The organism is Endozoicomonas sp. 4G (assembly GCF_023822025.1).
Lineage (GTDB): Bacteria > Pseudomonadota > Gammaproteobacteria > Pseudomonadales > Endozoicomonadaceae > Endozoicomonas_A.
In genome coordinates, this window is sequence record NZ_CP082909.1 from 5,420,720 (window position 1) to 5,446,934 (window position 26,215).

The 26,215-nt window shown below is 48.8% G+C and carries 23 protein-coding genes; 13 read left to right on the plus strand and 10 right to left on the minus strand.

Translation table 11 applies throughout. The annotated features are described in order from the left end of the window. Positions 1 to 42: 42 nt before the first annotated feature. From K7B67_RS21500 to K7B67_RS21520, 5 genes are all read right to left on the minus strand, one after another. Complete coding sequence (locus K7B67_RS21500) at positions 43 to 1,380, minus strand: SET domain-containing protein (protein WP_252177892.1); 1,338 nt, start codon at positions 1,378 to 1,380, stop codon at positions 43 to 45. Between the two features lie 143 nt (positions 1,381 to 1,523). Beyond that, positions 1,524 to 2,462, minus strand: a complete 939-nt coding sequence (locus K7B67_RS21505) for an ankyrin repeat domain-containing protein (protein WP_252177893.1) — start codon at positions 2,460 to 2,462, stop codon at positions 1,524 to 1,526. 145 nt (positions 2,463 to 2,607) lie between these two features. Next, the gene (locus tag K7B67_RS21510) at positions 2,608 to 3,264 is read right to left on the minus strand and encodes a thiopurine S-methyltransferase (RefSeq protein WP_252177894.1); all 657 of its coding nucleotides are present in this window, start codon (positions 3,262 to 3,264) and stop codon (positions 2,608 to 2,610) included. 75 nt (positions 3,265 to 3,339) lie between these two features. Beyond that, on the minus strand, positions 3,340 to 4,914 hold the full coding sequence (locus K7B67_RS21515; RefSeq protein ID WP_252177895.1) for an RING finger protein: 1,575 nt from the start codon (positions 4,912 to 4,914) through the stop codon (positions 3,340 to 3,342). A gap of 70 nt (positions 4,915 to 4,984) precedes the next feature. Continuing rightward, on the minus strand, positions 4,985 to 6,184 hold the full coding sequence (locus K7B67_RS21520; protein ID WP_252177896.1) for a multidrug effflux MFS transporter: 1,200 nt from the start codon (positions 6,182 to 6,184) through the stop codon (positions 4,985 to 4,987). A gap of 303 nt (positions 6,185 to 6,487) precedes the next feature. On the opposite strand from K7B67_RS21520, the gene K7B67_RS21525 reads away from it, so the two are divergent. Further along, positions 6,488 to 7,873: a Bcr/CflA family multidrug efflux MFS transporter gene (locus K7B67_RS21525; protein WP_252177897.1), complete on the plus strand. Its 1,386-nt coding sequence runs from the start codon at positions 6,488 to 6,490 to the stop codon at positions 7,871 to 7,873. Positions 7,874 to 7,973: 100 nt separating this feature from the next. Continuing rightward, on the plus strand, positions 7,974 to 8,999 hold the full coding sequence (locus K7B67_RS21530) for a glyceraldehyde 3-phosphate dehydrogenase NAD-binding domain-containing protein (protein ID WP_252177898.1): 1,026 nt from the start codon (positions 7,974 to 7,976) through the stop codon (positions 8,997 to 8,999). A 73-nt stretch (positions 9,000 to 9,072) separates the two neighbouring features. Here the strand turns inward: K7B67_RS21530 and pckA are convergent, their stop codons facing one another. Together pckA and hslO are read right to left on the minus strand one after the other, a co-directional pair. Next, the gene (gene pckA, locus K7B67_RS21535) at positions 9,073 to 10,701 is read right to left on the minus strand and encodes a phosphoenolpyruvate carboxykinase (ATP) (RefSeq protein ID WP_252177899.1); all 1,629 of its coding nucleotides are present in this window, start codon (positions 10,699 to 10,701) and stop codon (positions 9,073 to 9,075) included. Positions 10,702 to 10,903: 202 nt separating this feature from the next. Further along, a complete protein-coding gene (gene hslO / locus K7B67_RS21540) occupies positions 10,904 to 11,842 on the minus strand; it encodes an Hsp33 family molecular chaperone HslO (RefSeq protein WP_252177900.1) in 939 nt (312 codons plus the stop codon). Positions 11,843 to 12,232: 390 nt separating this feature from the next. On the opposite strand from hslO, the gene K7B67_RS21545 reads away from it, so the two are divergent. Next, the gene (locus K7B67_RS21545) at positions 12,233 to 14,380 is read left to right on the plus strand and encodes a hypothetical protein (protein ID WP_252177901.1); all 2,148 of its coding nucleotides are present in this window, start codon (positions 12,233 to 12,235) and stop codon (positions 14,378 to 14,380) included. A 69-nt stretch (positions 14,381 to 14,449) separates the two neighbouring features. Then, positions 14,450 to 14,572 (plus strand): type II toxin-antitoxin system HigB family toxin, encoded by a 123-nt coding sequence (locus K7B67_RS21550; protein ID WP_346658284.1) that lies wholly within the window; start codon positions 14,450 to 14,452, stop codon positions 14,570 to 14,572. Positions 14,573 to 14,642: 70 nt separating this feature from the next. Here K7B67_RS21550 and K7B67_RS23915 read toward each other — a convergent pair whose 3' ends face one another. Beyond that, entirely contained in the window at positions 14,643 to 14,954 is a 312-nt protein-coding gene (locus tag K7B67_RS23915) for a transposase (protein WP_256484881.1), read from the minus strand. Positions 14,955 to 15,024: 70 nt separating this feature from the next. Between K7B67_RS23915 and K7B67_RS21565 the strand changes: the two genes are divergently transcribed. From K7B67_RS21565 to K7B67_RS21590, 6 genes are all read left to right on the plus strand, one after another. Continuing rightward, positions 15,025 to 16,440: a transposase gene (locus K7B67_RS21565; RefSeq protein ID WP_252177902.1), complete on the plus strand. Its 1,416-nt coding sequence runs from the start codon at positions 15,025 to 15,027 to the stop codon at positions 16,438 to 16,440. Positions 16,441 to 16,460: 20 nt separating this feature from the next. Continuing rightward, on the plus strand, positions 16,461 to 16,613 hold the full coding sequence (locus tag K7B67_RS21570) for a helix-turn-helix domain-containing protein (protein ID WP_256484612.1): 153 nt from the start codon (positions 16,461 to 16,463) through the stop codon (positions 16,611 to 16,613). A gap of 262 nt (positions 16,614 to 16,875) precedes the next feature. Continuing rightward, positions 16,876 to 17,070, plus strand: coding sequence for a type II toxin-antitoxin system VapB family antitoxin (locus K7B67_RS21575; protein WP_252177903.1), 195 nt, complete (start codon positions 16,876 to 16,878; stop codon positions 17,068 to 17,070). Further along, complete coding sequence (locus K7B67_RS21580) at positions 17,067 to 17,456, plus strand: PIN domain nuclease (protein WP_252177904.1); 390 nt, start codon at positions 17,067 to 17,069, stop codon at positions 17,454 to 17,456. The genes K7B67_RS21575 and K7B67_RS21580 overlap by 4 nt, the downstream gene beginning before the upstream one ends. Before the next feature lie 233 nt (positions 17,457 to 17,689). After that, positions 17,690 to 19,294, plus strand: coding sequence for a hypothetical protein (locus tag K7B67_RS21585; protein ID WP_252177905.1), 1,605 nt, complete (start codon positions 17,690 to 17,692; stop codon positions 19,292 to 19,294). Between the two features lie 23 nt (positions 19,295 to 19,317). Continuing rightward, positions 19,318 to 20,994 (plus strand): hypothetical protein, encoded by a 1,677-nt coding sequence (locus K7B67_RS21590; protein WP_252177906.1) that lies wholly within the window; start codon positions 19,318 to 19,320, stop codon positions 20,992 to 20,994. Positions 20,995 to 21,001: 7 nt separating this feature from the next. Here the strand turns inward: K7B67_RS21590 and K7B67_RS21595 are convergent, their stop codons facing one another. Then, positions 21,002 to 21,304, minus strand: coding sequence for a PTS fructose transporter subunit IIB (locus K7B67_RS21595; RefSeq protein ID WP_252177907.1), 303 nt, complete (start codon positions 21,302 to 21,304; stop codon positions 21,002 to 21,004). 171 nt (positions 21,305 to 21,475) lie between these two features. Continuing rightward, positions 21,476 to 22,837, minus strand: a complete 1,362-nt coding sequence (locus tag K7B67_RS21600) for a TolC family outer membrane protein (RefSeq protein ID WP_252177908.1) — start codon at positions 22,835 to 22,837, stop codon at positions 21,476 to 21,478. 241 nt (positions 22,838 to 23,078) lie between these two features. Between K7B67_RS21600 and pilH the strand changes: the two genes are divergently transcribed. From pilH to K7B67_RS21615, 3 genes are all read left to right on the plus strand, one after another. Beyond that, positions 23,079 to 23,453, plus strand: a complete 375-nt coding sequence (gene pilH, locus K7B67_RS21605) for a twitching motility response regulator PilH (protein WP_252177909.1) — start codon at positions 23,079 to 23,081, stop codon at positions 23,451 to 23,453. Next, on the plus strand, positions 23,450 to 23,995 hold the full coding sequence (locus K7B67_RS21610) for a chemotaxis protein CheW (RefSeq protein ID WP_252177910.1): 546 nt from the start codon (positions 23,450 to 23,452) through the stop codon (positions 23,993 to 23,995). The genes pilH and K7B67_RS21610 overlap by 4 nt, the downstream gene beginning before the upstream one ends. 65 nt (positions 23,996 to 24,060) lie before the next feature. After that, positions 24,061 to 26,148 carry a methyl-accepting chemotaxis protein gene (locus tag K7B67_RS21615; protein ID WP_252177911.1) on the plus strand — a complete coding sequence of 696 codons (2,088 nt, stop codon included), beginning with the start codon at positions 24,061 to 24,063 and terminating at the stop codon, positions 26,146 to 26,148. Positions 26,149 to 26,215 lie beyond the last annotated feature (67 nt).

Sequence of the window (26,215 nt, forward strand, 5' to 3'; positions counted from 1 at the left end):
TTATTAAAAAACGGCAAGTGATTGATATCACCTGCCGTTTTTTCATAAATTTAATGAAGAAAGATACTTTTTTAATTCTTTATCGGTAAACCAGACTTGACTTCCATTAAACATCGTACGGGTTAAAAATTTTTTCAAGTCTTCAATGGCTTCAGTGGTTAATTCTTCCATAAAAGCTCTTTTTTCTGGTCCGTTTTTTCCTGGAAATAAATGTGAAGCCAGATCTTTTGAAGTTGAGGGTTTGTCAGAATAAATAATCTTGAGAAGAGCCTTCTGAAAGACATTTAGTGCTGCCTTAAACTGATCAAGAGTTGCGGGTGCAACATTTTCTTTACGAATTTCGTCTATTTTTTGTTTGATATCAGCAATTTTGTTATCAAGTGCATCTGGCAGTTCAATCTCTTTGTTCATTGTTTTTGCTGATCTTGTTTTCTCAGTGTGCAAACCTTTATTGAACTTGTTGATTCTTGCGATTATATCTTTTTTTTGTTCTTCGGTTGCTGTTTCTACCATTGATTTGCTGAAGTCTATTTCAGAGTCTTTCTTGGTTGTATCGTAATCGAATACCAGCTCTTCTCCCAACTTAATGTCTTTTATGGCCATAACTTCCAGCTGAAGACTGTCCTGATCACCCCAATTTATCCAGCCTTTGCCTTTATAGCAGATCATGACATTGGCTTCCTTGGAGTGATTCAGGAATCGGATATCACTCTGACCATCACGGCCAATTTGAATGGCTGGTCTGCCCGATTTTGTAATAGCAACGCCCGGCCATACGACGAAGGAGTCTTTATCCATGAACTTGATATCATTAAAGCCATTATTGCCCGCATCTTTCATGGCAAAGACATGATATTTGCCAGTATTACGAATAGGGATTCTGTACACCAATGGTCCATCGTAGGTACAGATGACCTCATCCTTTTTAAAGCTATCGGTAGCAATGACACCAGTACCGTGTACCACGCCTTTTGTTGATGTTTTGAACCGGGCATTGGACTCATTGCTCGAAGATGAAGACAGGGGTGTCACTGGTCTTTCTGAATCCGGAGATTCAGGGGAATACATCGCTGCCTGTCCATTAACCACAGGGTTTTCATCATTCTGAGTCAAACGAGCAATTTGGGCGGATATTTCATCTCTGAAAGATGACAGGGGATTTACTATTCCTAAATAAGTTTGCCCGGGAACCGGCTTGATCTTTCTGGCTTCTAAAAAAAGCATTGCAAGATCCATTGCGGTCCTGAAATCAGCAAGGCAATTATTATTACAACTGCTGGATGGCAGTGATTTTTCGGCTACGGTTGGTTCAACCTGTCGTAAGCACGATTTTTTTGCGGGGGGAGCAGCCGCATCTACGTCGGCAAATGGACGTTTCATTGGCGGCACTTGAGACCCTGATCCAGTGGGTTGCATTGTCATATCCTCCATGGTTCTTTTTGTATTTCGCCACTTTTGACCGTAAGAAGCGTTTTAAGTTCAAAAGCGTGATGCAAGAATAGTCATGGGTTATAGAGCCATGACTATTGTTCGTTTAGAGACGCCCTAACCTCCCGGACAACAGATAAAAGTGTTTCTTGATCTTGTGCATAAATCCGCGCTTCCCCGGTAGTTTTGAGGTGAAAAATTCTAAAAGGGGGATATATGAAGGGTGGTAGGTTCCTTTCTTCACGATGCTCCTTTAATACTTGTTTGATTTTACGGAATGTATCTTCTTTACCTTTGTTATTACAAATCATATTCAATTCTTCAGCACAAAGGTTGGTTTCATCATGCTTTTGAACGTCAGCTCCCCAATCTAATAATTGTTTCACTACATTTACATGCCCTTTAATAACTGCAAGCATGAGTGCTGTGCGTCCTTTAGGCACATTTCCTTTTGTATCAAATGTCTGGTCTAATTGTTCCTGATTCACGAACAGAGCCTCAACTAAGTCCAACTTTCCGTGTCTGCATGCAAGAGCAAAAGGAGTAATTGCTGGGTAGGAAAGGTTGTTATTAATAGGAAATGAGACTGTGCACCTGGCAAGTTGATCGGCTCCGTACTTGGATATTAACCTTACGGCTTGTGCAGTTTCAGCGTCCGTACTATCAGGGTTGGTAATCACCTTTACAAGGCTATCGACAAACTCTTCCAGTGTGGCAGGCTCTTCAGAGATAGCCATGGCACCGCTTTTAATCATTTTGCACAGTTGAGGTACGGTGTCCGGGTCATCAGGGAGTGGCCTTTTTTGCGCTTTGGAACTATTTCCACAATCGCTTTGAGCGTCATCTGTCTTCAAAGACGCATCAACATTACGATCCGCGATGGGAGTAGCAGATGCCTGATTATGTTCTTGTGAAGTCATTTCTGGCTGTGGATCAAGGGTCCGGACATCGGAGCCTGAAAAATGCCCATTGCTGTTAGCTTGTGGAGCGGTATGAGTCACTCCGGTAGGAGTGCCAGTCTGTGATATATCCATATTTGAATAACTCCCTAATTCGTTTTAATTGAAACCCGCTCTCGAATTTCATGACATGATTGGTATGACAGTACTTATTAGCAAAGGTTCCTTCCTCCATTGGGAAACCTGCAAATTTCTCAAAAAAAGATTGGCAAGTTAAAAGTTAAGTCAGTGCCATGAGCTTATAGACCACTTCAACCAACTCGTTGACGCCTTGCTCCCTCAAGTGGCTTGCAGCAACCATGCTTTGTGTGTCCAGCTTGATCACCTCAAACCAGGGTGAGTACAGGGCTCTGACTTCGTGCTCCTGAACCGAAAAGGGAGGGCCCGACATCAGGTTCTGATCGTACTCAACCGTGATTAACAGACCTTCCTGTAAATGGGGAGCGGTGCGCATCAGCTGATTGACGTATTGTTGTCTCAGCTCTGCGGGCAGTGCAATCAGGGCGGCACGGTCGTAAAAAACGGTGCTTTCAACGGCGTTTTCCGGCAGGGCAAAGAAATCACCTTCGAGGATATGAATATCGTCGGCCTGCCAATGCCGGTGAGTCTGAACCTCTTTCACTTCCGGTTGCAGCGCCTGTTCCTGATAGAAAGACTCAACCGCCATTTTCACCAGTTCGGTACCGATCACTTCCAGCCCCTGCTGTCTGAACCAGATCATATCCAGACTCTTGCCACACAGTGGCACCAGCACTGACCGGGCTTCTGACAGGTTCAGTTGTGGCCAGAATTTCAATAAGGACGGATTGAACTCAGATCTGTGGAAACCAATGCGTCCTTCTTGCCATCGGGTGGTCCATTCAGGGTTGTTCTTCATCGTTTTACCTCTCGGTACTTCTGGTTAGGGGAGGAATGTTCACAGCCAGCAAGGTGGCTGGCGTCGTGCACAGATTCAGTGCAAAGCCATGTTGAGTATCTTCATGTATGACAGGGGTATGACCCGACAAAAGGGGCACTCTCTCTGCTCATCTATAAGTCGCTCAGCACAATTTTTGCAAAAACCGGCATGTCCACAACGATATAGAATCATATTATCTGTCAGAAGGTTGGTACAAATTGAACATTGGTCGTTTTCTGCTGGAGCTCCTCCGACAGCTCCCGCTTCCTCAGTTGCAGGTTGGTTTGTCAATTCCTGTCGTAATTGGCCTATCAGTTCATTTTGTTGCTGAACGACTATTGATAGATCCTGATCCTCAGCATCCGATTCCTCAGGGGCAAACTCAGTGCCTGATCCTGCTCTGTCTGAGTCTTCGCTATCTGCAAGCTCAATATAATCCATTAGAAATTGCAGACTTTCAGTCGATGATGCCTCCGATAAAGGTGTGGGGTTAACACCCACAATACTGTGTGTAAATTCTTGCATGCCATTAACGGTATACATAAACGCAGGCACAGGGCATGAGCGTCCGGGTCGACAATGCCTGGCTGCATTACTGTAGATAATTGGCAGAAGCTGGTATGGCAGGCATCTTATCAACAAGGTCTTCAGTGACTCATGTGAGTCCTGTCTTGAATCAATGCGCTGGAAAGCGGCTGATGCCATTGCAGTTAAACCGATCAGAAACGCTATTCCTGCGTCTAATTCGGCTGCATTCAATTGATCTGCAAGGCATTGTGGAGAATGATATTCATTGATATTTTCAGAAAGCAATGTACAGTCGAATGCTTGATCGCAGATTTCTCCAGTGTATACATTACCCAAGATACAAAGGTAATTATAAAGCTGATCCTTAGCAAGAAAGTGGGGAGCAAGAAAAGTAAGAAACATCAGGACCAGACCGTTATTAACCCCAACATAATTGCACTGCCTTCCCCCCGGAACTAAATGAAAATAATTGAAATGAGGATTACTACTATTATTTATCGTGGCAGACAAAAACAATTGATCAAAAAGGCTTTTTGCCATTGCCTTGATGAACTCTTCCTCTACCCAATCTACATCATTGAACCTGTTTATATTAATAGCTAGCATACGATGTATGATACCCAGTACTCTTTGAATGCGAACTTTTCGACGTTGAGGATCACCTCGGCTCACATAATTAAAATAAAAGCTGTTCAGACGATTAAAGTCTTGCTCAGTAAGCTCGTAACCTTCACAGATCTCCATTCGCTCATCTCCACATAAATCGTCAGACTCTAAATTAAGCCTGGCAAAGCCAATACGGATATTTTCAAGTGGGCTTATATTGGATTGACCTGTGTCGTTTTGTGGTTCTTTCGAAGGCTGTTGCCAGTTTTTCATTTGATACTTACGAAACTTTTCAATACGCCAGGTGTCGTTTGCCAGGCTCTGCTGATAGAAAAACAAAAACACTGAAAAAAAAAGCGTCTTTAAGGCACACGACATAGTCATACTTTCACCTGCATTCGTTAAAAAAGCCACGCAGACTATTGCACCCCAGTCAATACCACAGGCTTTTTTCCATATAACTTGTAGGTTGCTTGGCGTTTTTCTGTAGCCCAATTATACAAAGAATTCGGGGAGCAGTTGTCCGGGTTCTACACAGAGCCTGTTCTGTGGTTGAGGTCTTACTTTACTTCGCAAAAGGATGGAGAACCTTGCGCTTAACGTTGGCAATCAGCACTAATAAAGTACTGATGAGGGCAAAGTTCATGGGCATATACCAGAGTGTATCCACATACCACGCACTCAAAGCGCCCAGCCCGGCCATAATCACCAGGTAATAGAACAAGCCCAGCAGTGCTCCTGCCGAACCCAGTTGCGGTTTATAATCCACCAGGGCGGTTCCCAGGACATTGGGTATGGTCAGCCCGAACCCTGTCACAATCAGGATCATTGGCAGCAAAAAGAGCACAAGGTGAAGCCGTTGAGACTCAAAACTGAGTACGCTGACAAGCCCTTGCAATAAGCTGCCCGCCAGAGCCAGAGTGCATCCCCATTGAACCAGTTTTTCTATATTCACTCGCCGCACCAGTGATCGGTTGAGTAGAGCTCCTATGGCTGTGCCCAGGGCCATCAACAGCCCCGAAAAACCGAATACCTGTTCAGAAAAGCCCATTTTGGCAACCACAAAAGGCCCCAGCGTGTAGTAACCAAATAACAAAATGTTCATGCCCGCTACCAGCAGAACCGAACAGAGAATACGACGATCGCAGAGCATCTTGCCCGCCAGAGCCACCATTGAAAGGCGCTCAGGGTTATTGCCTGGTTGCGCTTTTTGGGTTTCAGGCAGTTTCAACAAAGTCCATATCAGCAACAGCACCGCCAGACAGACCAGGGCATAAAGAACGCCCTCCAAACCATGGCTTTCTGCCAGAATCCCTCCCAGTACCGGTCCCAGCGTGGGAGACAATGACAAAGCAACGCCCACCAGAGAGAAGACCCTCACAATCCCTTCGCCTTCATAGCAATCACGAATCACGGTCTGAATGACGACGGACCCTGCGCTGGCACCAAAAGCCAAAGCGATACGAGCCATCAGGAATGCCCAAAAGCTTTCAACAAAAACAGCAACAAGGGCAGACAAACCGTAGATCACAAGACCTGCAATCATGGATTTTCGCCTGCCGATTCGATCAGCCAGATACCCCCAGCAAAGGACACCGGCGGCAAAGCCGGCAAAATAGAGGCTCATGGTTAACTGGGCCAGATTACTGGACACCGAAAATGCGGCGGAGACTCCGGGTAATACCGGGGCATAAACCGTTTCGCTGAACTGTGGAAAAACCAGCAGCAACAGGATCAGCAAAATACCTGGATGATGGGCTTTCATAGGAACCTTATTCTGAAAATTGCCACCTTAAAGGGGAGTGGCGGAGTGATAGCCAGTCAGGCAGATAATATATCAAACACTCAAGCGTTACTTTCAATATTATTTATTTACCTATTAAATATATTTTTTTATACCGATAAGAATTAAAATAGCGGCTTAAAACTGCCATCTCTTCTGTACACGACAGCAAACTTATTTTTTATCCCTCGACCTGCGGCGGCTGTGTCGCAGCTCAAACAGAAGGAATAGACAACAGAAGACTAATAATTTCAGCGACTCGCCCGCTCGATCCAGGGAAGTTTCATGACCATCAATATTGAAAAAAATCTTCAGACAGAAAGCCTTGAGCCAACAGAAAGCCTTGAGCCAACAGAAAGCCTTGAGCCAACAGAAAGCCTTGAGCCAGAAACAGTCAGCCAGGAAGATAAAAACCAAAACACTTTAAAGAGTAATGGCCGCGACAGGCTTTTGTTCGTACTGACTCTTGGCGCCTTAACCTCGCTTGGCCCTATGGCCGTCGATCTCTACCTCCCGGCCATCCCTGCCATTGCCAAAGCGATGGGAGAACCCCTGAGTGTTATCCAGTTTACACTCAGTGCCTACACCATGGGCTTTGCCCTGGGGCAGCTATTGTACGGACCTCTCTCAGACCGCTTTGGTCGTAGAAAAATCATGTTTCCGGGTCTGGTGGCTTTTCTTGTTACCAGTGTTATGGCGGCGCTTTGTGAAAACGGTCTGCAACTGATTATTGTCCGGGTGCTTCAGGCGATGGCCGGGGCTGCCGTTATGGTCACCATTCCCGCCATGGTTCGGGACTTGTTCTCACGGCAGGAAAGCGCAAAGGTTATGTCGTCTATTTTGATGGTGGTGACGGTAGCGCCGCTGATTGCTCCCCTGCTGGGAGGTCAGATGCTTAAATTCATGGGTTGGGAAAGCCTGTTTATTTTTCTGGCGGTTTTGTCTGCCTTTGCCGTAGTGCTGGCTGTCTCAAAAGTTCCGGAAACTCTCCCGCAGGAGAGAAGGCTGGTGGTACCCGCCAGCCAGCTGGGCATGACTTACCTGTCCGTACTGAAAAACCGGGAAGCCGTGGGCTGCATTCTCTCTCATGCATTTTTCTTTGGTGGTATGTTTGCTTTTATTGCCGGCTCGCCCTACGTGTATATTGAGCTGTATGGGGTTAAGCCAGAGCACTATGGCCTGCTGTTTGCCGTCAATATCCTGGCCATGATGGCCATGAATATGATCAATATCCGACTGATCGATCGCCTGCCACTGTTCACTATCCTGAAAGCAGGTAGCATTCTTGCCACCATCAGCGCCGTGGTAATGATGATTAACGCAAAGTTTGAGATCGGTGGGCTGGTCGGGTTGGTGATCCCTGTGGTGATTTACATCAGCTGCATTGGTCTGACCGGCCCTAACTCCAACGCCCTGGCCCTGTCTCATTTTCCGAGGTCAGCAGGTACAGCCAATGCCATGGCGGGTGCACTTCGCTTCACCATTGGCGGTGTTTCTTCGGCGGTGGTAGGTCTGTTTCATAATGGTACTCAATTACCTATGACCGCTGTGATAGCCGTCTGTGGTGTGCTCTCTTTTGCTTCCTTGTTACTGGTTAAGAATCAGGGCATCCCATTAGATGAACGGGCGACAAAAGGCACTCCAGACTCGGAAACCGGAGCCTGTGCCTGATTGCCAGAATTAAGAGCCCCGTCAACAAGATGGGGCAAAGTTTCTTTATTGTGCTTATAATACCGACCCCATTCAGCAGTAATGAGCCTGACGCAAGACTATGCTCCGGAAGAATGTGTTTCGAATAGCCATCAACGGATACGGTCGTATCGGCCAGTGTGTTCTGCGTGCCCTTTACGAAAATGGTTATCGCAAAGACTTGCAGGTTGTTGCCATCAACGAACTGTCCGATCAGGATACACTCACCTATCTGACCCGTTATGACACCACCCATGGTCGCTTCCCGGCCAAAGTTGAGTCGGCAGAAAATCAGCTGATCGTAGCAGGCGACCGTATCCAGCTGCTTCACGAAGCCCGTGCTGAAAATATTGACTGGCAAAGCCTCGGTATTGATCTGTTGCTGGAGTGCTCGGGATCATTCAATGAAAGGGCAATAGCGGAACAACATCTAGAGAGTGGCGCCCGAAAGCTGCTCTTTTCACAGCCTGCTCAAGCGGATGTCGATGCCACGATTGTTTACGGTATCAATGAGCAGGATCTCACTCGCGATCAGCGCATTGTCTCCAGTGCTTCGTGTACCACAAACTGCATTGTTCCTGTTATCAAGACACTCAATGATGCTTTTGGCATTGAGTATGGAAGTATCACCACCATTCACTCAGCGATGAATGATCAGCCGGTGATTGATGCTTACCACCAGAGTGATCTCAGACTGACCCGAAGTGCCCTGCAATCCATCATTCCTGTGGATACCGGTCTGGCCAGGGGCATTGACAGACTGCTGCCTGACCTTAAGGGGTGCTTCAAAGCCAATGCCATCAGGGTGCCCACCATCAATGTTTCCTGCATGGATCTCTGCGTCCACATTGAACAGGAAACCACCGCAGAGCAAGTGAACCGGATTCTGGAACAGGCTACCCATGGTCGTCTGGAAGGCATTCTGGGCTTCTCTGACGAACCCCACGCCTCCGTAGACTTCAATCATGATGCCCGCTCCTGTGTGGTCGATGCTACCCAGACCAAGGTGACTTCTGGCAAGCTGGTTAAGCTGCTTTGCTGGTTTGATAATGAGTGGGGCTTCTCCAACCGTATGCTGGATGTGGCCAGCCACTGGTTGCAGCAATAAGCATCAGAAAACAATAAACTGTCGTACAATCGTTGCCTGGGTAAAGCAACCATTGCACGACGGTTTTTTTATATCAGTCCAGAGATGGGCCGGCAGCGACCAGAGCCTTGCCTTCGTCGGTATCTGTGAACTTGCTGAAGTTGGTGATAAAGCGATCAGCCAGGTCACGAGCCTTGTTATCCCAGTCTTCTTTGTTCTCGTAGGTATCCTGAGGGTTCAGAATACCATCTTCCACGCCTTCAACGTGGGTTGGAACGTGCAGACCAAAGTAAGGAACGGTTATTGTTTCCGCCTTATCAATGCTGCCATCAAGGATGGCATCAATGATGGCACGGGTAGCCTTGATGGAAATGCGTTGACCCGTGCCATTCCAGCCGGTGTTAACCAGATAGGCGGTGGCACCATTGGCTTCCATCTTTTTAACCAGTTCTTCAGCGTATCGGGTCGGATGCAGGGTCAGAAACGCTGCGCCAAAACAGGCAGAAAATGTTGGCGTTGGCTCCGTAATACCCCGTTCAGTACCCGCCAGCTTGGCGGTAAAACCAGACAGGAAATGGTATTTGGTTTGTTCTGGTGTCAGCTTTGATACCGGAGGCAGCACACCAAACGCGTCCGCCGTCAGGAAGATTACTTTTTTGGCGTGACCTGCTTTTGACACCGGCTTAACAATGTTTTCAATGTGCTCAATCGGATAGGAAACACGGGTGTTTTCTGTTTTGGAGCCATCGGTAAAATCGATGGTGCTGTCTTCACGCACCGTCACGTTTTCCAGCAGGGCATCACGACGAATCGCGTTGTAGATGTCTGGCTCGTTTTCCCTGCTCAGGTTGATGGTTTTGGCGTAGCAGCCACCTTCAAAGTTGAAGACACCGTGGTCGTCCCAGCCGTGCTCATCATCACCCACCAGAGCCCGCTTTGGATCGGCAGAGAGAGTGGTTTTACCCGTACCGGACAATCCAAAGAATACTGCAACATCGCCGTCTTTACCGACATTCGCAGAGCAGTGCATGGAGGCGATACCTTTCAGGGGCAGCAGGTAGTTCATGATGGAGAACATACCTTTTTTCATCTCGCCACCGTACCAGGTGCCACCGATAATCTGTACCCGCTCGGTCAGGTTAAAGGCGACAAAGTTCTCAGAGTTCAGACCCTGCTCCTGCCAGTCTGGATTGGTGCACCTGGCACCATTCATTACCACAAAGTCAGGCTCAAAGCTTGCCAGCTCCTCCTGGGAAGGACGAATAAACATATTCTTTACGAAGTGAGCCTGCCAGGCCACTTCGGTGATAAAGCGAACACTTAAACGGGTTTGTTGGTTGGCACCACAAAAACCGTCAATCACGAACAGGCGCTTACCGGACAACTGTCGGGTAACAAGACTTTTCAGATCAGTCCAGACGTTCTGGGTGATTGCTTTGTTATCGTTTTTGCCCTGGTCAGACCACCACAGGGTGTCGCGGGTGGTATCGTCTTTGACGATGTATTTATCTTTCGGTGAACGACCGGTAAAAATGCCGGTATCAACAGCAACGGCCCCCAGCTCGGTCACTACGCCTTTTTCATAACCTTCCAGCCCGGGACGGGTCTCCTCCTCAAATAGACGTTGGTAGGACGGGTTGTAAACAATGTCCGTTACGTCTGTGATACCCAGACTGGCCAAAGCTGCTGTGTCCAGCTCAATAGTTGCGCTAACTTCTGTCATTTAAAGCTCCCCTAAGCGTCAAGCAAGTCGTGTTGTTTGTATTTGTGATTCTGTGGTAAACGGTGCAGAGGCGACCATGATAGGGGATATATTGACCCAGATAAACGCATAAGTGACCTATTTATCGATAAAAGTTTGATCATCTGAGGCCTGATAGAAAAGAGATCTGGCCGGAGCATCTCCGGCCGGGGAGAAATACCGATCAGTGGGTTTTGGGTTCGTTACCCTGAAAGATCTCAGCCACATCCTGCGCTGTAAAAGTATAGGTCTGACTACAGAATTGACATCCCATCTCGATTTTTCCAAGGTCCGCCACCATGGACTCCGCTTCTTCCTGGCCCAGACTGGCCAGTATTTTAGCACTGCGGGGACGAGAGCAGTTGCAGCTGAAGGACACCGCTTCACGATCGAAAACCCGAACTTCTTCTTCATGGAACAGCCTGAGTAACAAAGCCTCGTGCTCCAGCTCGAGCATTTCTGCTTCGGTGGCGGTATCTGCCAGCGTGACCATACGATTCCACGACTCCTGACGTTCACCCTCTTCCTGTTCAATACTGGCGGGTAAAGCCTGCAACAGAATACCTGCCCCCTGATCACCGTTACCGGCCAGCCAGAAACGGGTTGGCAGCTGTTCGGATTGCCTGAAGTAGGCATTCAGACCTTCGGTCAGGGTTTCGTGATGCAGAGGCACAATCCCCTGGTAACGATTGCCTTTGTGAGGATCAATGGTCATCACCAACTGGCCATTACCCAGCAGGCCCGACAGACCTTTGGCAGTCAGTTGGTCGGTATTCTCTTCGTCCCAACGAGCCAGGGCGCGGAAGGTTTTCTGATCGGTACACTCAACCATCAACAGCGACAAAGGGCCATCGCCTTTAGCTTGCAGGCTCAGAATACCTTCAAATTTCAGAGTCGAGCTGAGTAGAACGGCAGCTGCCGCCAGCTCGCCCAGCAAGGCTTTAACATTAACCGGGTAGTCGTGAGCGGCCAGGGATTCGGTCAGGCTGCTGCCCAGAGAGACAATTTCGCCACGAAGATCGGCGTTCTCGAATATAAATCGCTGGGCGCAGTCTTTTTGGCTCAGGGCTTCTTTCGAGCTTAGGGCTGTTTTTGGGCTCAGGGCTGTATCTTGTTTACTCATCAAAGGTTCAATCTGTTTCTTTCGCTTTGGGCTGGCCAGCTCCGGTGTTTGACCAGAAATAGCTGACCGCCTGGTCTGTGCTGGCAGTCTCTGCCGGAGACCTGCGAGCGTTACCGGATTTATTAAACGGGGCATTATAGCGATTTCGTGAGCCTGTCTCATTTGTTGTTTTTACCAAATTTTATGTAAAGCATCGCCCAAACGGGCCTAACTATTCAGTCCTACAGACGGTATGGGTTCATTAATGAGACATTCGTTTCTTGTTTTGTGCAAGGCGGTTGCCTGCGTCCTGAATTCGGGCATTTTACGGCAAAGAAACCACCGACCTCTCTCCAGATTTTGACTAACCTGATTTCTCAATAAACATTTCAACGACCGGGAAGCCGGGCTTTGCTATCCAAAAAACCATTGATTTTGACCTTGGCTATTGCCTTTTCTGTGCATTGCTCCAATGGTTACGCTCAGGAAAATAGGTTGGCTTTGCGCTTCGCTCTGGCTGTCGGCAAGGCGCTGATCAACGCCCCGAAGCCCTTTATTGAAGTCTTATCAATAAAAGGAGTCTACGTTTCGGGCCTTGAAACTATTCTTCTCCCTCTTTTCCCGGTCCGGGATGGGCTAGCAGAACTTGGCTCTTCGGCTAAAGCTATCGCCACTGAGATAAACGACAGTGATATACCTTGTTTCGGTGGTCACACCGTCTTAAAGCCTGACACTCGCTATTGCTTTTCTACTGCTTCTGGCGTCGAAGTTACGGCTTGCAGTCAGGCAGCCTCTGATAATGGTTCTGACAGTAAAGACAGCGGTCCTTCTGATGAAAGCGGCGGCAAGGATTCAAACGAAGATGAAGCTAATGCTGAACCCGATGTTCAGTATGCAACCACAACACTTAATCCCTTTCGGGTAGCCAATGCAACCAGTCAGTATTGTTCGGCTCTGGCACTGAAAAAGACTAAGGAGGAGCCCGTTGCAGACAGTGAAATAATCACTAACGGCACCTCTGATGAAAGCAATGACAATCGTTCAAACGAAGACGAGTCTGATGCTCAGTATGTAACCACGACACTTAATCCCTTTCGAGTATCCAATGAAATCAGTCAGTGTGGTGAGACTCTGGAACTGAAAAAGATTAAGCAGGAGCCTGTTTCAAATAGTGAAATACTCACTTACAGCACCGACGACATGGGTCAGCTGAAAACGCACAAACAGACCCGCCTGCCTGTCGGCCACAGACCCAAGAGACCCAGGAAACCCAATATCCACCAGTGTGACCATGAGGGCTGCAACTACAGCACCGACCACACGGGCAATCTGAAAAAGCACAGGGAGACCCACCTGCCTGCTGACCAGAGACTCAGGATGCACCAGTGTGACCATGAGGGCTGCCACTACAGCGCGGGCCGAGCGGAACATCTGAAAGCGCATAAAAAGATCCACCTGCCTGCCGACCAGAGACTCAGGGAGCACCAGTGTGACCATGAGGGCTGCAACTACAGCACCGACATCAAGGGCAATCTGAAAAAGCACGGGGAGACCCACCTGCCTGCTGACCAGAGACTCAGGGAGCACCAGTGTGACCATGAGGGCTGCGACTACAGCACGGACCGAGCGCAACATCTGAAAGCGCATAAACAGATCCACCTGCCTGCCGACCAGAGACTCAGCGTGCACCACTGTGACCATGAGGGCTGCGACTACAGCACGGACCGGGCGGAGAATCTGAAAGCGCATAAACAAATCCACCTGCCTGTCGACGAGAGACTCAGAGTGCACCAGTGTGACCATGAGGGCTGCAAGTACAGCACCGACCACAGGGGCCATCTGAAAAAGCACAGGGAGACCCACCTGCCTGCTGACCAGAGACTCAGGGTGCACCAGTGTGACCATGAGGGCTGCCACTACAGCACGGACCGAGCGGAACATCTGAAAGAGCATAAAAAGATCCACCTGCCTGCCGACCAGAGACTCAGGGAGCACCAGTGTGACCATGAGGGCTGCAACTACAGCACCGACATCAAGGGCAATCTGAAAAAGCACAGGGAGACCCACCTGCCTGCCGACCAGAGACTCAGAGTGCACCAGTGTGACCATGAGGGCTGCAACTACAGCACGGACCGAGCGGAACATCTGAAAGAGCATAAAAAGATCCACCTGCCTGCCGACCAGAGACTCAGGGTGCACCAGTGTGACCATGAGGGCTGCAACTACAAGGCTGAACGCGCGAGCAAACTGAAAGACCACAAACAGACCCACCTGCCTGCTGAACAGAGACTCAGGGTGCACCAGTGTGACCATGAGGGTTGCGACTACAGGGGTGAGCGGCCGGCGCATCTGAAAAGGCACAAACAGACCCACTTGCCTGCCGACCAGAGACCCAAGGTGCACCAGTGTGACCATGAGGGCTGCAATTACAGCACTGACCGGGCGAGCAGTTTGAAAAGGCACAAACAGACCCACCTTTCTGCCGACCAGAGAACCAAAAGAAAAGCCTATGACCAGTCGCCATCTAACGCGAAAAGAAAGAAAGGTGATAAAGAATGATCTGCCTCCCAACCTACCTCAAAGAAACCTACGACCTCAGAAAACCGATATCGACTACTTTATAGGTTTATAGGAAATATCAAAGGTAATAACTATCGTCTGGTTGTAAAGGTGACTTATCGGAATGGTATTGTTGCAATCAAGTGGGTTGGCACTCATGCGGATTATGATAAACAAAACTTCAGGAGGTAATTGATGTCTGAGATCAAAGTCATTAAGACAGAAAAAGATCATGCGGATGCCATGGAACGCCTGATGTTCCTTATAGATAGCTGTCCGGAAGAAGGGTCAAAAGAAGATAACGAACTGGAATTATTGGCTCTCCTTGTTGAGAAATATGAAACGGAGCAATTTCCTTCAGATCTGCCAGACCCTGTTGAACGAAATTAAGGGCGCAATCCCGCTTCTTTAGAGGCGGGTCAAGCCCTTGCAAGGCGTTAGCCTTGCTGTGACAGTCGCTTCGTAGCCGGTCGATCATTTCCTTAGTGAACACGGCTCTACGGTATTTAGTAACAAATACTAGATGTACGTTATTCCTAAATGTACATGATCTACAAGATCTCCATTCGTACATAAAAACCTCATATTTGACAGATATTTCTAGCCAGACTAGCATGAAGCCATTCAATTCAACAGGTTATGTAATGCTTCAAGGTATCCGACTCAAAGCCAATCCAACAGATCAGCAAAAGTTGGTTCTGTCTCAATGGATGGGCTGCGCCCGGGTTATCTGGAATGCAAAGTGTGATGAACATCGGTACTACAGCACCTACGCCAGAAAGTATTGCCCTGTCGGAACTCATGCTCCGGTCGATCAGAAGACTTCGCAATTCAAAAGCAAAGAATTGACACCTTGGTTATCTGATTGCCCCAGCCAGATAATCAGGAATTCTGCCGTCAATTGGTATCAGACCTACCATAAACACATTAATGGCCAGTGCGGTAAGCCAAAGAAAAAGCCAAAATCCGACAAGGGCAGCATTTATCTCACCAATGAAGTGTTCCGGTTCGATATCTGTGAAGATGGTGTAACCCGTCTTTTCATTGGTACAAAGACCAATAATATTGGTTATTTGTCGTTTAAAACTCACCGTCCATTCAGCGAACCAAAATCCATTTACATTAGAAAAGAAGCTGGTCAGTACTCCGTTTCTTTCTGTTATGACGATGGATCAGAAGAACCAGCAACAGAAAAAGAGCATTTGGAATACCTTAAAGGTGCTTCCAAAGAGTGGCTGGAAGCGCATGTTATCGGCGTCGATCGAGGTGTTGTTATACCTGTTCATACTGGCGTTAAGCCTTATGACTTTACAGAAAACCAGACAAAGAGCATGGATAAGCGCCAGCGATACCTGAAGAGGTTTCAGCGTCGTTTGTCACGCCAAACCAAAGGCTCTAACCGTCGTCAGAAAACAAAGAACAGGATTAGCAGGCAGCACAAGAAAGTAGCCAACATTCGGCAAGATTTTTGCCACCAAACCAGCCGTAAAATGGTTGACAGCAAGGCCAGGGTCATTGTTTTCGAGGATCTGAAAACCTCAAAAATGACTCGCAGGCTAAAGGCAAAAAAAGATCAAAACGGAAAGTTCATCTCCAACAAGGCGAAACAAAAAGCCGGACTGAACAAGGCCATTCTCAACGTAGGATGGCACTTCTTGGAAACTTACACCCGATATAAAGCAGCAAGAGCAGGCAAAGCAGTCTTCAAAGTGCCTGCACCCTTTACGAGTCAAGAGTGTGCTGATTGCGGTCACACTCACCCCGACAACCGCAAGACACAAGAACGGTTTCTTTGCGGTCAATGTGGACACTTTGACAACGCTGACAGAAACGCCAGCATCGTAATCAAGAAACGAGCAATTAAGTTTTTCATGGACTCTGGGACGGAGTTGGTTGGCAAAGGAATTCCTGTGCTAACTAAAGGACGTGGAGCGAAATGTAAGTCGGGAAAGGGCAAGCCCTCTTCCGCAGCTCGCAGTGAAACGTCAAAAAAGAAAAGAACGGTAACTACTCCGGTAGCTTGCTTAGTATTGGAAGCTCGCTCCTTTAGGGGCGAGTAGTTCACGCCATCAAATTTCGTATGGAGCAAGAGGGTCTGACCCGAAATGACATGAAGCGTTATTTTGGTTCTGCCAGCAAGGTGTCCGAGATACTGAATGGAAAGCGGGATCTGAGTCTCACAATGATTCGCAAACTGCACAGTGGGCTCGGCATATACCCGCAGATGTTCTGATTAAGGAGCGAAGTGCCTCTTTGCCCGAATAAATGGTTCGTCAGCACTTCCAGTCATAAATATTTAGCTCTTTCAAAAGTGTTAATTCTGACCGATAACAAGGCAATACGTCAATCAGTTATCAACGCAGAGCAGCGGTCAATTAATTCGGGAATAAGCCCTGCCTTCCACCAGCAAGTAAATTTGTTTGAAACATGACCCAAAAGTCTACAATGTGTATATTTTTTTAAAAGCATACACAAAATAAACTCAGGAGAACATTATGAGAACAAACATTGTGATTAATAAACAGTTAATGGCTGAAGCACTTGAGTACAGTGGACTTAAGACTAAACGCGAGGCTGTTGAGGAAGGACTCAAACTTTTGGTCGAGCTGAAAAAACAAGAAAGAATCAGGCAGTTCCGAGGCAAACTAAAATGGGAAGGTGATCTGGATGATATGAGGGCAGATCGTTGATTCTGGTTGATTCGTCAGTATGGATCGATTACTTCAATGATCAACCTAGTGAAGCCACTGATAAACTGGATTCGTTTCTTGGCAACAAGAAACTACTGACTGGAGATTTGATTCTTACTGAAGTGCTAGAGGGATTCAAAAGTAATAAGGACTATGCTGTCGCCAGATCACTCCTCATCTCACTTGAGATCCGTTCACTTGCCGGCCAATCAATAGCTCTAAAAGCAGCAGAAAATTACCGCTCTCTCAGGAAAAACGGTATTACCATCCGAAAGACTATAGATTCCTTTATCGCAACCTATTGTATTGAGCATGATCTTTTTCTTCTTCAATCAGATAAAGACTTCCTACCGTTCTCAGACTACTTAGGATTACAACTGATATAAAGCTTCCTGGGTGCTGCCGCCCACGTGAGGCGTCAGAATCACGTTATCGAGTCCCCACAGCGGGCTGACAAACTCTTCATGGTTGGAACCTGGTTCAAAATGGTTCTTCAGCACTTCCAGTCATAAATATTTAGCTTATTCAAAAGTGTTAATTTCGACCGATAACAAGGAAATACGTTAATCAGTTATCAACGCAGAACAGCATTCAAGGTCAATTAATTCGGGAATAAGCTATGCCTATAGGTGGTGGAAACATACCTCCTTCGCAGCCTCCGGGATCTCATTCACCGGTCGTAACTACGCCTGAGACCCCCTCCTCGTCCGACACGGGAGGGATCGCTCCGCGGACAAAACCCAATGCACTCCCCGGTGGTCATAACGAAGCACCTGATACCCCGATTAGCAGGCGCAGCACGGTACCGGCAACCCCTGCGAGCCACCTTAGTCCGTTAAAGAGGCTGGAGAGTGATTATCATCAACAGTTCAATCAGGTTCTATCCTTTCAGGCTCAACATGATTTCCTGAATTTTATTCCCGACCTGACAAAACGCCTTAAGGATCCATCACAGTTTCAGGATGACCTGCCTTTCGAAATTGTTTTTGTGAAAAAAAATGGCAAAATGACCTCCGTTTTACCGCCAGATCCTGACCTGCCGACTGACTCACAAGAGGCCACCCAGCTCAGAGAGTCGCTGCAAAAAAAACTGACGGTGATTGACCAGAAGAATGGCCCTGAAGAAAAACGTGCGCTCAGGGAACAGATAGAGAACACCAAGGAAGAACTGGTTCTTATTGGTCGGGAGATCGAAGAGAACGGCGGAACGTTTCCTGCTCCTCCTGTGCCAAAAATTACCCTGGTGATTGATGAAAACCAGTTCACTGCCAGGTCTCCGGCGAGACCCTTCAACCCTGCCAGAACGCCTCATCAACAAACAGATCAGGGTCAGTTTCTGTTAATTCCAAAAGATGCTTCCAAACGTATGCCCCCACCCGTAGCCACAAAGCCAGTCAGGCCTTTGGATGTCCCTGATGAAGGCGTCCCTGACGAAGGCACAAGCATCAGGTCAACTGGAGCGACACTGACCCATCACGCACCGGCTTTCAATCATGTGAGGCACGTTGAGCGCTTGTTGCCTTTGAACGAAGGAGGCCAATTTTCAGATATCTACCTGACGGAAGAGACTGAGGCTGATTACGGGCAAACAGGGGGTATCGCTTCTGTGAACGCGGGTTCTGTTGACTTATTGTTTGGCGAAGATGCCACCGGAATGAATGCCCGGTTTGGAGAATTTTTCCCGCTCCCCCAGCAAAAAGCCATAGAAAAGGCTCAGCAGGATTTTTTGGCAGGAGCGAGAAATGAAAGATACTCAGGATATGTCCTTTCAAACAAAGACACCACTGAGAATACTCCTCTGGCAACCATACTTGGGCATGTGACTAACAGACCCGATCATCTGGGTACTGTCTTTGTCAGTGTTTTCAGGGATGAGCACTGCCCAGCCGCTATCAAGAAGAACCGCGCCATGATTTATGTAGTGCCTCCAGATCGGTCTCATAAAGATTTTGAAGACAAAGATGTCTTTCTCGACGGTGTTCGGCAAACCGCTAAAAACCTTATTGCCACACAGAATGAATATAACCACTGGGCAGCCAAGCAAGGTCAACCTACTCTGCCTGTACTTCGCGCCTGTGACTTTGTTAGCGATATTTATCGTCACGCTGACACCACTAAGGCGGAGGTCGCGAAAGCCATTCGAGAAGGTATTAAGGACTACTTTGAGGCAGACAATCGTTTCGGTAATACGATCATGGAAGTTCAATACGAACATGGCCTTTGACCGGTTTTCAACGGAAGCAAATTATGAGCATACCTCCCGCCAACTCCAATAGGCCTGCCGCTCACGGCTCAGAACCACCAGCCGTACCAGGCCAGCCGTCAGGTGATGAAACACAGCCAGTGATTCCCAGGGGGGATACTCCTCAGTCACAAACCTCCCTGGGGCGACGGAAAGCATCAAAAACCGTCCCCGTTCCCAGCACAAGACCTTTGCCCGCTCCGGCAACCCCGGAAGAAGCCGAAAAGCACTTTATTCAGCAGAGTTTCAGGGTAGAAGCCCTTGAAACCCGGGCAACGCTGGCCAGCTGTGCAGCCGACTTGAGCCAGCAGATTGCTTCAGGTAAACCCAACGGAGCTGAGCCTCCCCTGCTGGTCATTCATGTTGGCAGTAACGGCAGGATGATCAATATTATCCCTGCCGACGAGGGTATGAGAGATCCTCAGGCATCAAAGAAACTCAGGGAATCGCTGGCAAAAACCTTTACTGAAATCGGCCAGTATTACACGTCAGAAAAAAAAGTCGCTCTACAAAGGGATCTCGCCGAAGCCAAAAGAGAGCTGGAAAGCAGGAAACAAACCCTGCTGGACATGCAACACCCCGTGCCTCGACCGGACGTGAAAGGGCGGGGCATTTGCGTTGATCTACCCTCACTGGAGAAATTACCGGAGCTTTCGGAACCTGATAGCCGCAGGCCTGGTACTTATGCCGTGCGACAAGATCAGACCGACTGGCGTAGTGAAAAACTTATATATGATCCGGCGACCGATACTCTGAAATCCCCACTTTCACAAGAAGGCTCGCAGCCGTATTTGGCTCCGGCCTACGATCCGGTCGTCGCAATGCTCCGGCACTATCAAGTAGAGTTTTATCAAGATAGTACTGGTACCAGAGATTTTGACTTATCGGGAGATAGGGCCATTTTTTTAAGGCAAGGCGAACCGCTCAGTGGGGAAGATTCTGTGGGAACCCCACTGGCTTCATTGCCCGATCAAAACGACGACTGCCAGGGTTCAGCACATTCAGCAAGAAAAGCGCTGTTGTTCCCACTGCTTATGAATTTCATGCGAAAGCATGGGCATCCTTCAGCCACTGCGTTTCCCAAAGAAGCCATCTATCCCTACCAGCTGGGATTGGCTATGAACCGGCCTAATACTGCCAGAGTCCTTGAAAGCCGTGGCAATGATACAGAGAGAGAACGTTGTCAGGATCTGCTGATTCGGGCTGGAGATATGCACCCGGCAGTAGCCGAAGTTGTCGCCAGAGATGTCACTGGCAGTCAAAAGGCATCCGACACAGCACTCTCCAAAACGCTTACCGCCTCGATAGTCCGGGATATTGAAAGGCTTGAAATGAGCCGGTTCGATAACGGGATAGCGATTGAGGACCTTGAGGTTTATCAGCTGTTCGAACAGTCCATGTCCAAAGAAGAGTGGAAGAAGGGCATGGCATCTAAAATCTCAATCGACCTGGCTGAGTTCTGTCATTACTGGATAAAAGGCCTCAAAGATCAGGGTGAAGTTACTCATGATTGCCAGGTCTATCGGGGGGGAGAGCCCCTGGAATTTATTGACACAGCCCGCCCTAGGGCCGTTCCCATGGTCGCCGGTGCCTACTCGCAACAGAAAAACCGGATGCTCAGTTACGAGCTTCTACAAAGCTACTATGATTGGCAAGAGCTGGATGATGTCGAGGAAGAGTGATCAGCAGTTACTCCTGACCCAGTTGTGCAATCACCACTTCCGGATGTCGAATCGCTTCTGATACAGACACCTTGATGACCCTCAGACCGCTGAAGCGATCTTCACCGTCCACCGCAATATCCACCGCCAGAATGGCAACATCTGCTTCCTCTATATCCTCAGGTATGATTTCGTTCTCAATGCCCATAGCTCCCTGGGTTTCTACCTTGATCATGTGTCCATGGTTGAGCGCGGCTTCGGTGAGTTTCTCGGCAGCCATGTAGGTATGAGCAATACCGGTTGGGCAGGCAGTTACAGCAAGTATTTTCATTGATTGAACCTCATGCGTCGGTGGCACAGCTCTGTTTAACTTGACTCAGTAAGGCTAGTAGAAAATTTCAGGAGGGGGGGGTGGTTGATTGTGACCTAAAGAACCGGAGTCAGACCCGATCAGCCCCAGAGCAGTGACTTGCTCTGGGGCATCAGGTGGTTATGGTTATTCTTACTCCTGCTCCTGCCAGCTTGCAGGAAGGACGATCTCCAGATTGTCCAGCAGCTCTCCAGTAGCAGCAACGATTCGGAAACGGGCAAACATTTCCTGATAAACCGCTCTGGTCAGGTTGCGGCTGGACTGGAAAAGCTCATTTTCGCTGTCCAGAAGATCCAACAGGGTTCGTTTGCCAATATTAAACTGCTCCTGGTAGGCCTGAACGGTTTTTTTGCTGGATTCTTCATGTTGACGAAGGTATTGCATCTGTTCACCGACAAACTCACGGGCCGACCAGGCCAGCCGCAATGTTTCTTCGGTATTCCTCAGCATCCTGTCTCGTTGAGCCCTGCTCTCTTCTGTCCTGTAGGCGCTTTCTTTGGAACGGGCCCGGTCAGAGCCGCCACGAAAGAGGTTATAGCTGAGCTTCATGACGGCGGTGGTATCTTCATGGGCACCCAGCTGGCCATCGGCATTATGCTTCCAGCTCCTGTCAATATTGATGTCCACTGATGGGAAGAAGCTACTGTCTGTGGCGGATTCTTCCGACTCTGAGGACTTGATGTCCCACTCAGTCGCCAGAATGCCCGGATGCCTTTTGACGCTGGCTGCCAATGCCTCATCAAAACTTCCATAAAGGGGCAGCTTATCAGCGTCAGGCTGCTTAAGTTCACCGGGCATAGAGCCCACCAGACTGTAATATTCACTTTCGGCATCAACGAGGTTGTTACGGGCATTGATCACGTTAACCGTCGCTCTGGCCACTCGTCCCTCAACCTGATTCAGGTCTGAAGCCCTGGCTACGCCCTGACGGCTACGCTGAGCAATCTGCTTGAAGATGACGTTGTGGAGTTCCAGGTTCTCTTCGGCCAGCTTGACCATCTCCCTTCTTTCCAGAACCTTCAGATAGGCATCGGTGATCTCCAGAGTCAAATCCTGCAGGGTATTTCTCAGACGCAGATATTCAGCAGTGGCACTGTGGCTGGCCTGGTCAATACTGTTGCTGGTATCAAATCCGGAAAACAGGTTCTGGCTAATGGAGAAAGAAGCTTCCTTGCGGGTAAAGTTGATGCCATCGTTGGGGTTGTCATCAGGGGAGTTTTTTTTCTGCTTGCCAATCCCGGTTGTGACATCCACTGAAGGCCACCAGCCGCCCCAGGCCACATCAATATTTTTAGTGGCCGCCCGGTAGCGGCTCAAGCCAGCCTGAGCCTGAGGGTGGCTGATCAGAGCCTTGTTTACCACCTCAGTCAGGGTCTCTGCCATCGCAAGGCGACTGAATAAAACACTGCCAATCAAAGCTACACCCAGCAGGCATAAGCGGAGGGGGCGAAATGATGGCACTTGCCCCAAAGACGATATCGGGTTGAATTTCATGAGCATCCTTGCCTGCCTTCCAGATTCCATTGGCTGATTTTCTAATACGTCGGCTTCTGCAGGCGTGGCTTTAGCCAAATATTGCGCAGGTTTTCTGGCTACTCATTGGCTGGCTATTTAACGACAAATCATGTTAAAAATGTTGAAGAGTCTGGCTGGAATACGGCCCTTCCAGAATCGAAAAAACAATGAAAAAGCTTCGCCCTGAGGATTTGGGTAAAAGCAGTGACAGGGGAAAATAATGGCAAACATTCTCATTGTTGATGACTCACCCACTGAGTTGTTCCAGTTGAAAGCCATGCTGGAAAAGCATGGCCACAGCGTGATGACTGCGAACAATGGTGCTGATGGTGTCGCACTCTGCCGGGTCGAGTATCCCGATGCGGTATTGATGGATATTGTCATGCCGGGTCTCAACGGTTTTCAGGCTACACGGCAATTGTCTAAAGCGAATGATACTTCCCATATCCCGGTCGTGATTGTCACCACCAAAGATCAGGAAACTGACAGAGCCTGGGGAATCAGGCAGGGTGCGAAAGATTATCTGATCAAGCCTGTTCGCGAAGAGATCCTGCTGAAAACACTGAATACTATTCTGGAAGCTGAATCTGCATGAACACTGTTCACACAAGCCCTTTTGAGGCATTGCTGGAGCTGGATGCCAGGGTCAGCCGCAATGCTTTTGAGCCGCCTGAAAAACAAAGCCGGGTTGAGTCCTGGAAGGGCGTTGGCTTCACTCTGAGTGGCCAGCAGTTTGCGGTACAGATGAGTGAGGTAACGCAATTTCTGCCCGTTCCATCCAGCACGCCCCTGCCAGGTGTACATTCCTGGGCAAAAGGCATCTCAAACGTATGCGGGCGTTTACTTCCCATCATAGATCTGGGAGAGTTTCTGGGTAAGGCTCAAGACAGCCAGAGGTCGGCCCGCCGGATTATGGTGGTCGAGCAGGGAGAAGTGTCGGTGGGTCTGATCGTTGATGAAGTGCAGGGTATGGTGCATTTTTCCACCAGCCAGTTCTCTGATAGCGTGCCTGATCATCTGTTTGATGCAGTTAAGCCGTTTACTGTTGGCCATTACCGTCAAGAAAAAGATTACATGGTGTTTAACACACAGCTGCTAGTGAATGATTCTCGATTTTTAAAAGCAGCCAAAGTGTAATCCAATAACAACAATCAATAATCAACAAGGCGAGCATTCCAAAGACGTCACCGGGGACGATAATAATGAAAGGCAATACCGCAACCAGTGTCCAGGGAGCAGGGACGAGCCGAGCCATTCTGGCCTCGATTTTCCTGTTAATTCTGTCTCTATCCGTTATCACCGGTTCATTTATTTTTATCAGCCAGCAGAGCAGGCTTGATCAACAGCACCTGACTGATGCTGGTGAGCTTCGGGTACTTTCTCAGCGCATTGCAACCAGTGCTACCGAGGCAGCGGACGGTAAGGAAGAAGCCTTTATTCTGTTGCGTGAAGCACGCAATGAATTTGATGAACGTTTTACCTCCCTGCAAAACACCAGACTTTCTGTTGCTCCGTTGCTTAGCTCCGATGACGGCAATGCCGCCGCACAGATTGAGACACTGGGTGCAGCCTGGTCTGAATTGAAAGTAGAAGCGGATAACATTCTGGCCGCAGAAACAACCGTGATAGCCCTGCATGAAGTGGCAAAAACTCTGGGTGAAACCATTATCCAGCTGCAGGTGGAGTACGACGAAGTGGTACAGATTCTCCTTGAGAATGGTGCTCCCAATGACCAGATTGCAATGGCACAGCGCCAGCCATGGCTTGCAGAACGTATTATTCGAAGTGCCTCAAAAGTGCTGGAAGGGGGTGAAGACGCCATTATGGCAGCAGACAGTTTTGGTCGTGATGCCAAGCTGTTTGGTCGAGTACTGAACGGTATGCTGGAAGGTGATCTGGCTATGCGTATCAGTCAGGTCACCGATGCCGAAGCCATTGATCGTCTGGCTGAAATTTCCGACCTGTTTGGCTTTGTAGAAGGCAGTGTTGACGAAATTCTGGAGACCACCCCGGAACTGTTCCGGGTACGAGCGGCTGCTGACCAGATTTTCACTGACTCCCGGCAGCTGCTGCAACAAACGTCCATTCTCGTTGATACCTTTGAAAGTCTGACTGGCCAGCGTCTGGTGAACAACATAGTTATCAGTATTGCCGGTGTGGTTGCTCTGTTCTCTCTGCTGATGATCGCCCTGACTATTGTCAAAGATACCCGTCAGCGTCTGGCTGAAACCGCCGCCCGGAACGAAGCCAACCAGGCTGCGATCCAGCGACTGCTTGATGAAATGGCCGACCTTGCAGACGGCGACCTGACGGTACAGGCGACAGTTACCGAAGACTTTACGGGTGCCATTGCCGACTCCATTAACTTCTCTATTGAACAATTGCGGGTACTGGTCAAGACCATCAATGAAACCGCGGTGGAAGTGGATACCTCAGCCCAGGAAACACAGAGTACCGCGAAAGAGCTGGCCCAGGCAGCGGGTGACCAGGCCGAAGAAATCAACTATGCCAGTCAGGCGGTCAATGATATGACTGAGTCAATGACCATAGTCTCTGCGAGCGCCTCTGAATCAGCACAGGTAGCCGACAGATCGGTAGCAATTGCCACCAGCGGTGGTCAGGTCGTTCGTAATACCATTGAAGGCATGGATACTATCCGCGAACAGATTCAGGACACTTCCAGGCGAATCAAACGTCTGGGTGAGTCTTCGCAGGAAATCGGTGACATCATTTCCCTGATCAACGACATCGCAGAGCAGACCAATATTCTGTCCCTGAATGCTGCCATCCAGGCTTCCATGGCGGGTGAAGCTGGCAGGGGGTTTGCGGTGGTAGCGGACGAGGTGCAGCGTCTTGCAGAACGGGTATCGGGTGCGACCAGACAAATTGAAGCACTGGTATCTACCATCCAGACCGATACCAACGAAGCCGTTATCTCCATGGAGCAAACCACTGCTGAGGTAGTCAACGGTGCCAGACTGGCACAGGATGCCGGGGTTGCCCTGGAAGAGGTTGAGAAAGTATCCAGCAGCCTCGCCGAACTGATCCGCAACATTTCCGAGACCGCGAAGCAGCAAACAGATTCTGCCCAACAGATAGCCCTGCGTATGACGACCATCCGGGACATCACCACCCGAACGGCCTCCAGCACCACAGCCACCGCCGGCTCGGTAGGGAATCTGGCGGAAATGGCCCTGGAAATGCGTCAGTCTGTATCCGGCTTCCGTCTGCCTCCGGCAGCAGAAAATGAAGCAGCGAAGATCGTACAAAAAGACAAAATAACCATCTGATGAGCATTTTTATTCCAGCAGCATATTATTCCAGCAGCATAGGTTGCTGACAGGCAAAAATGGGGGT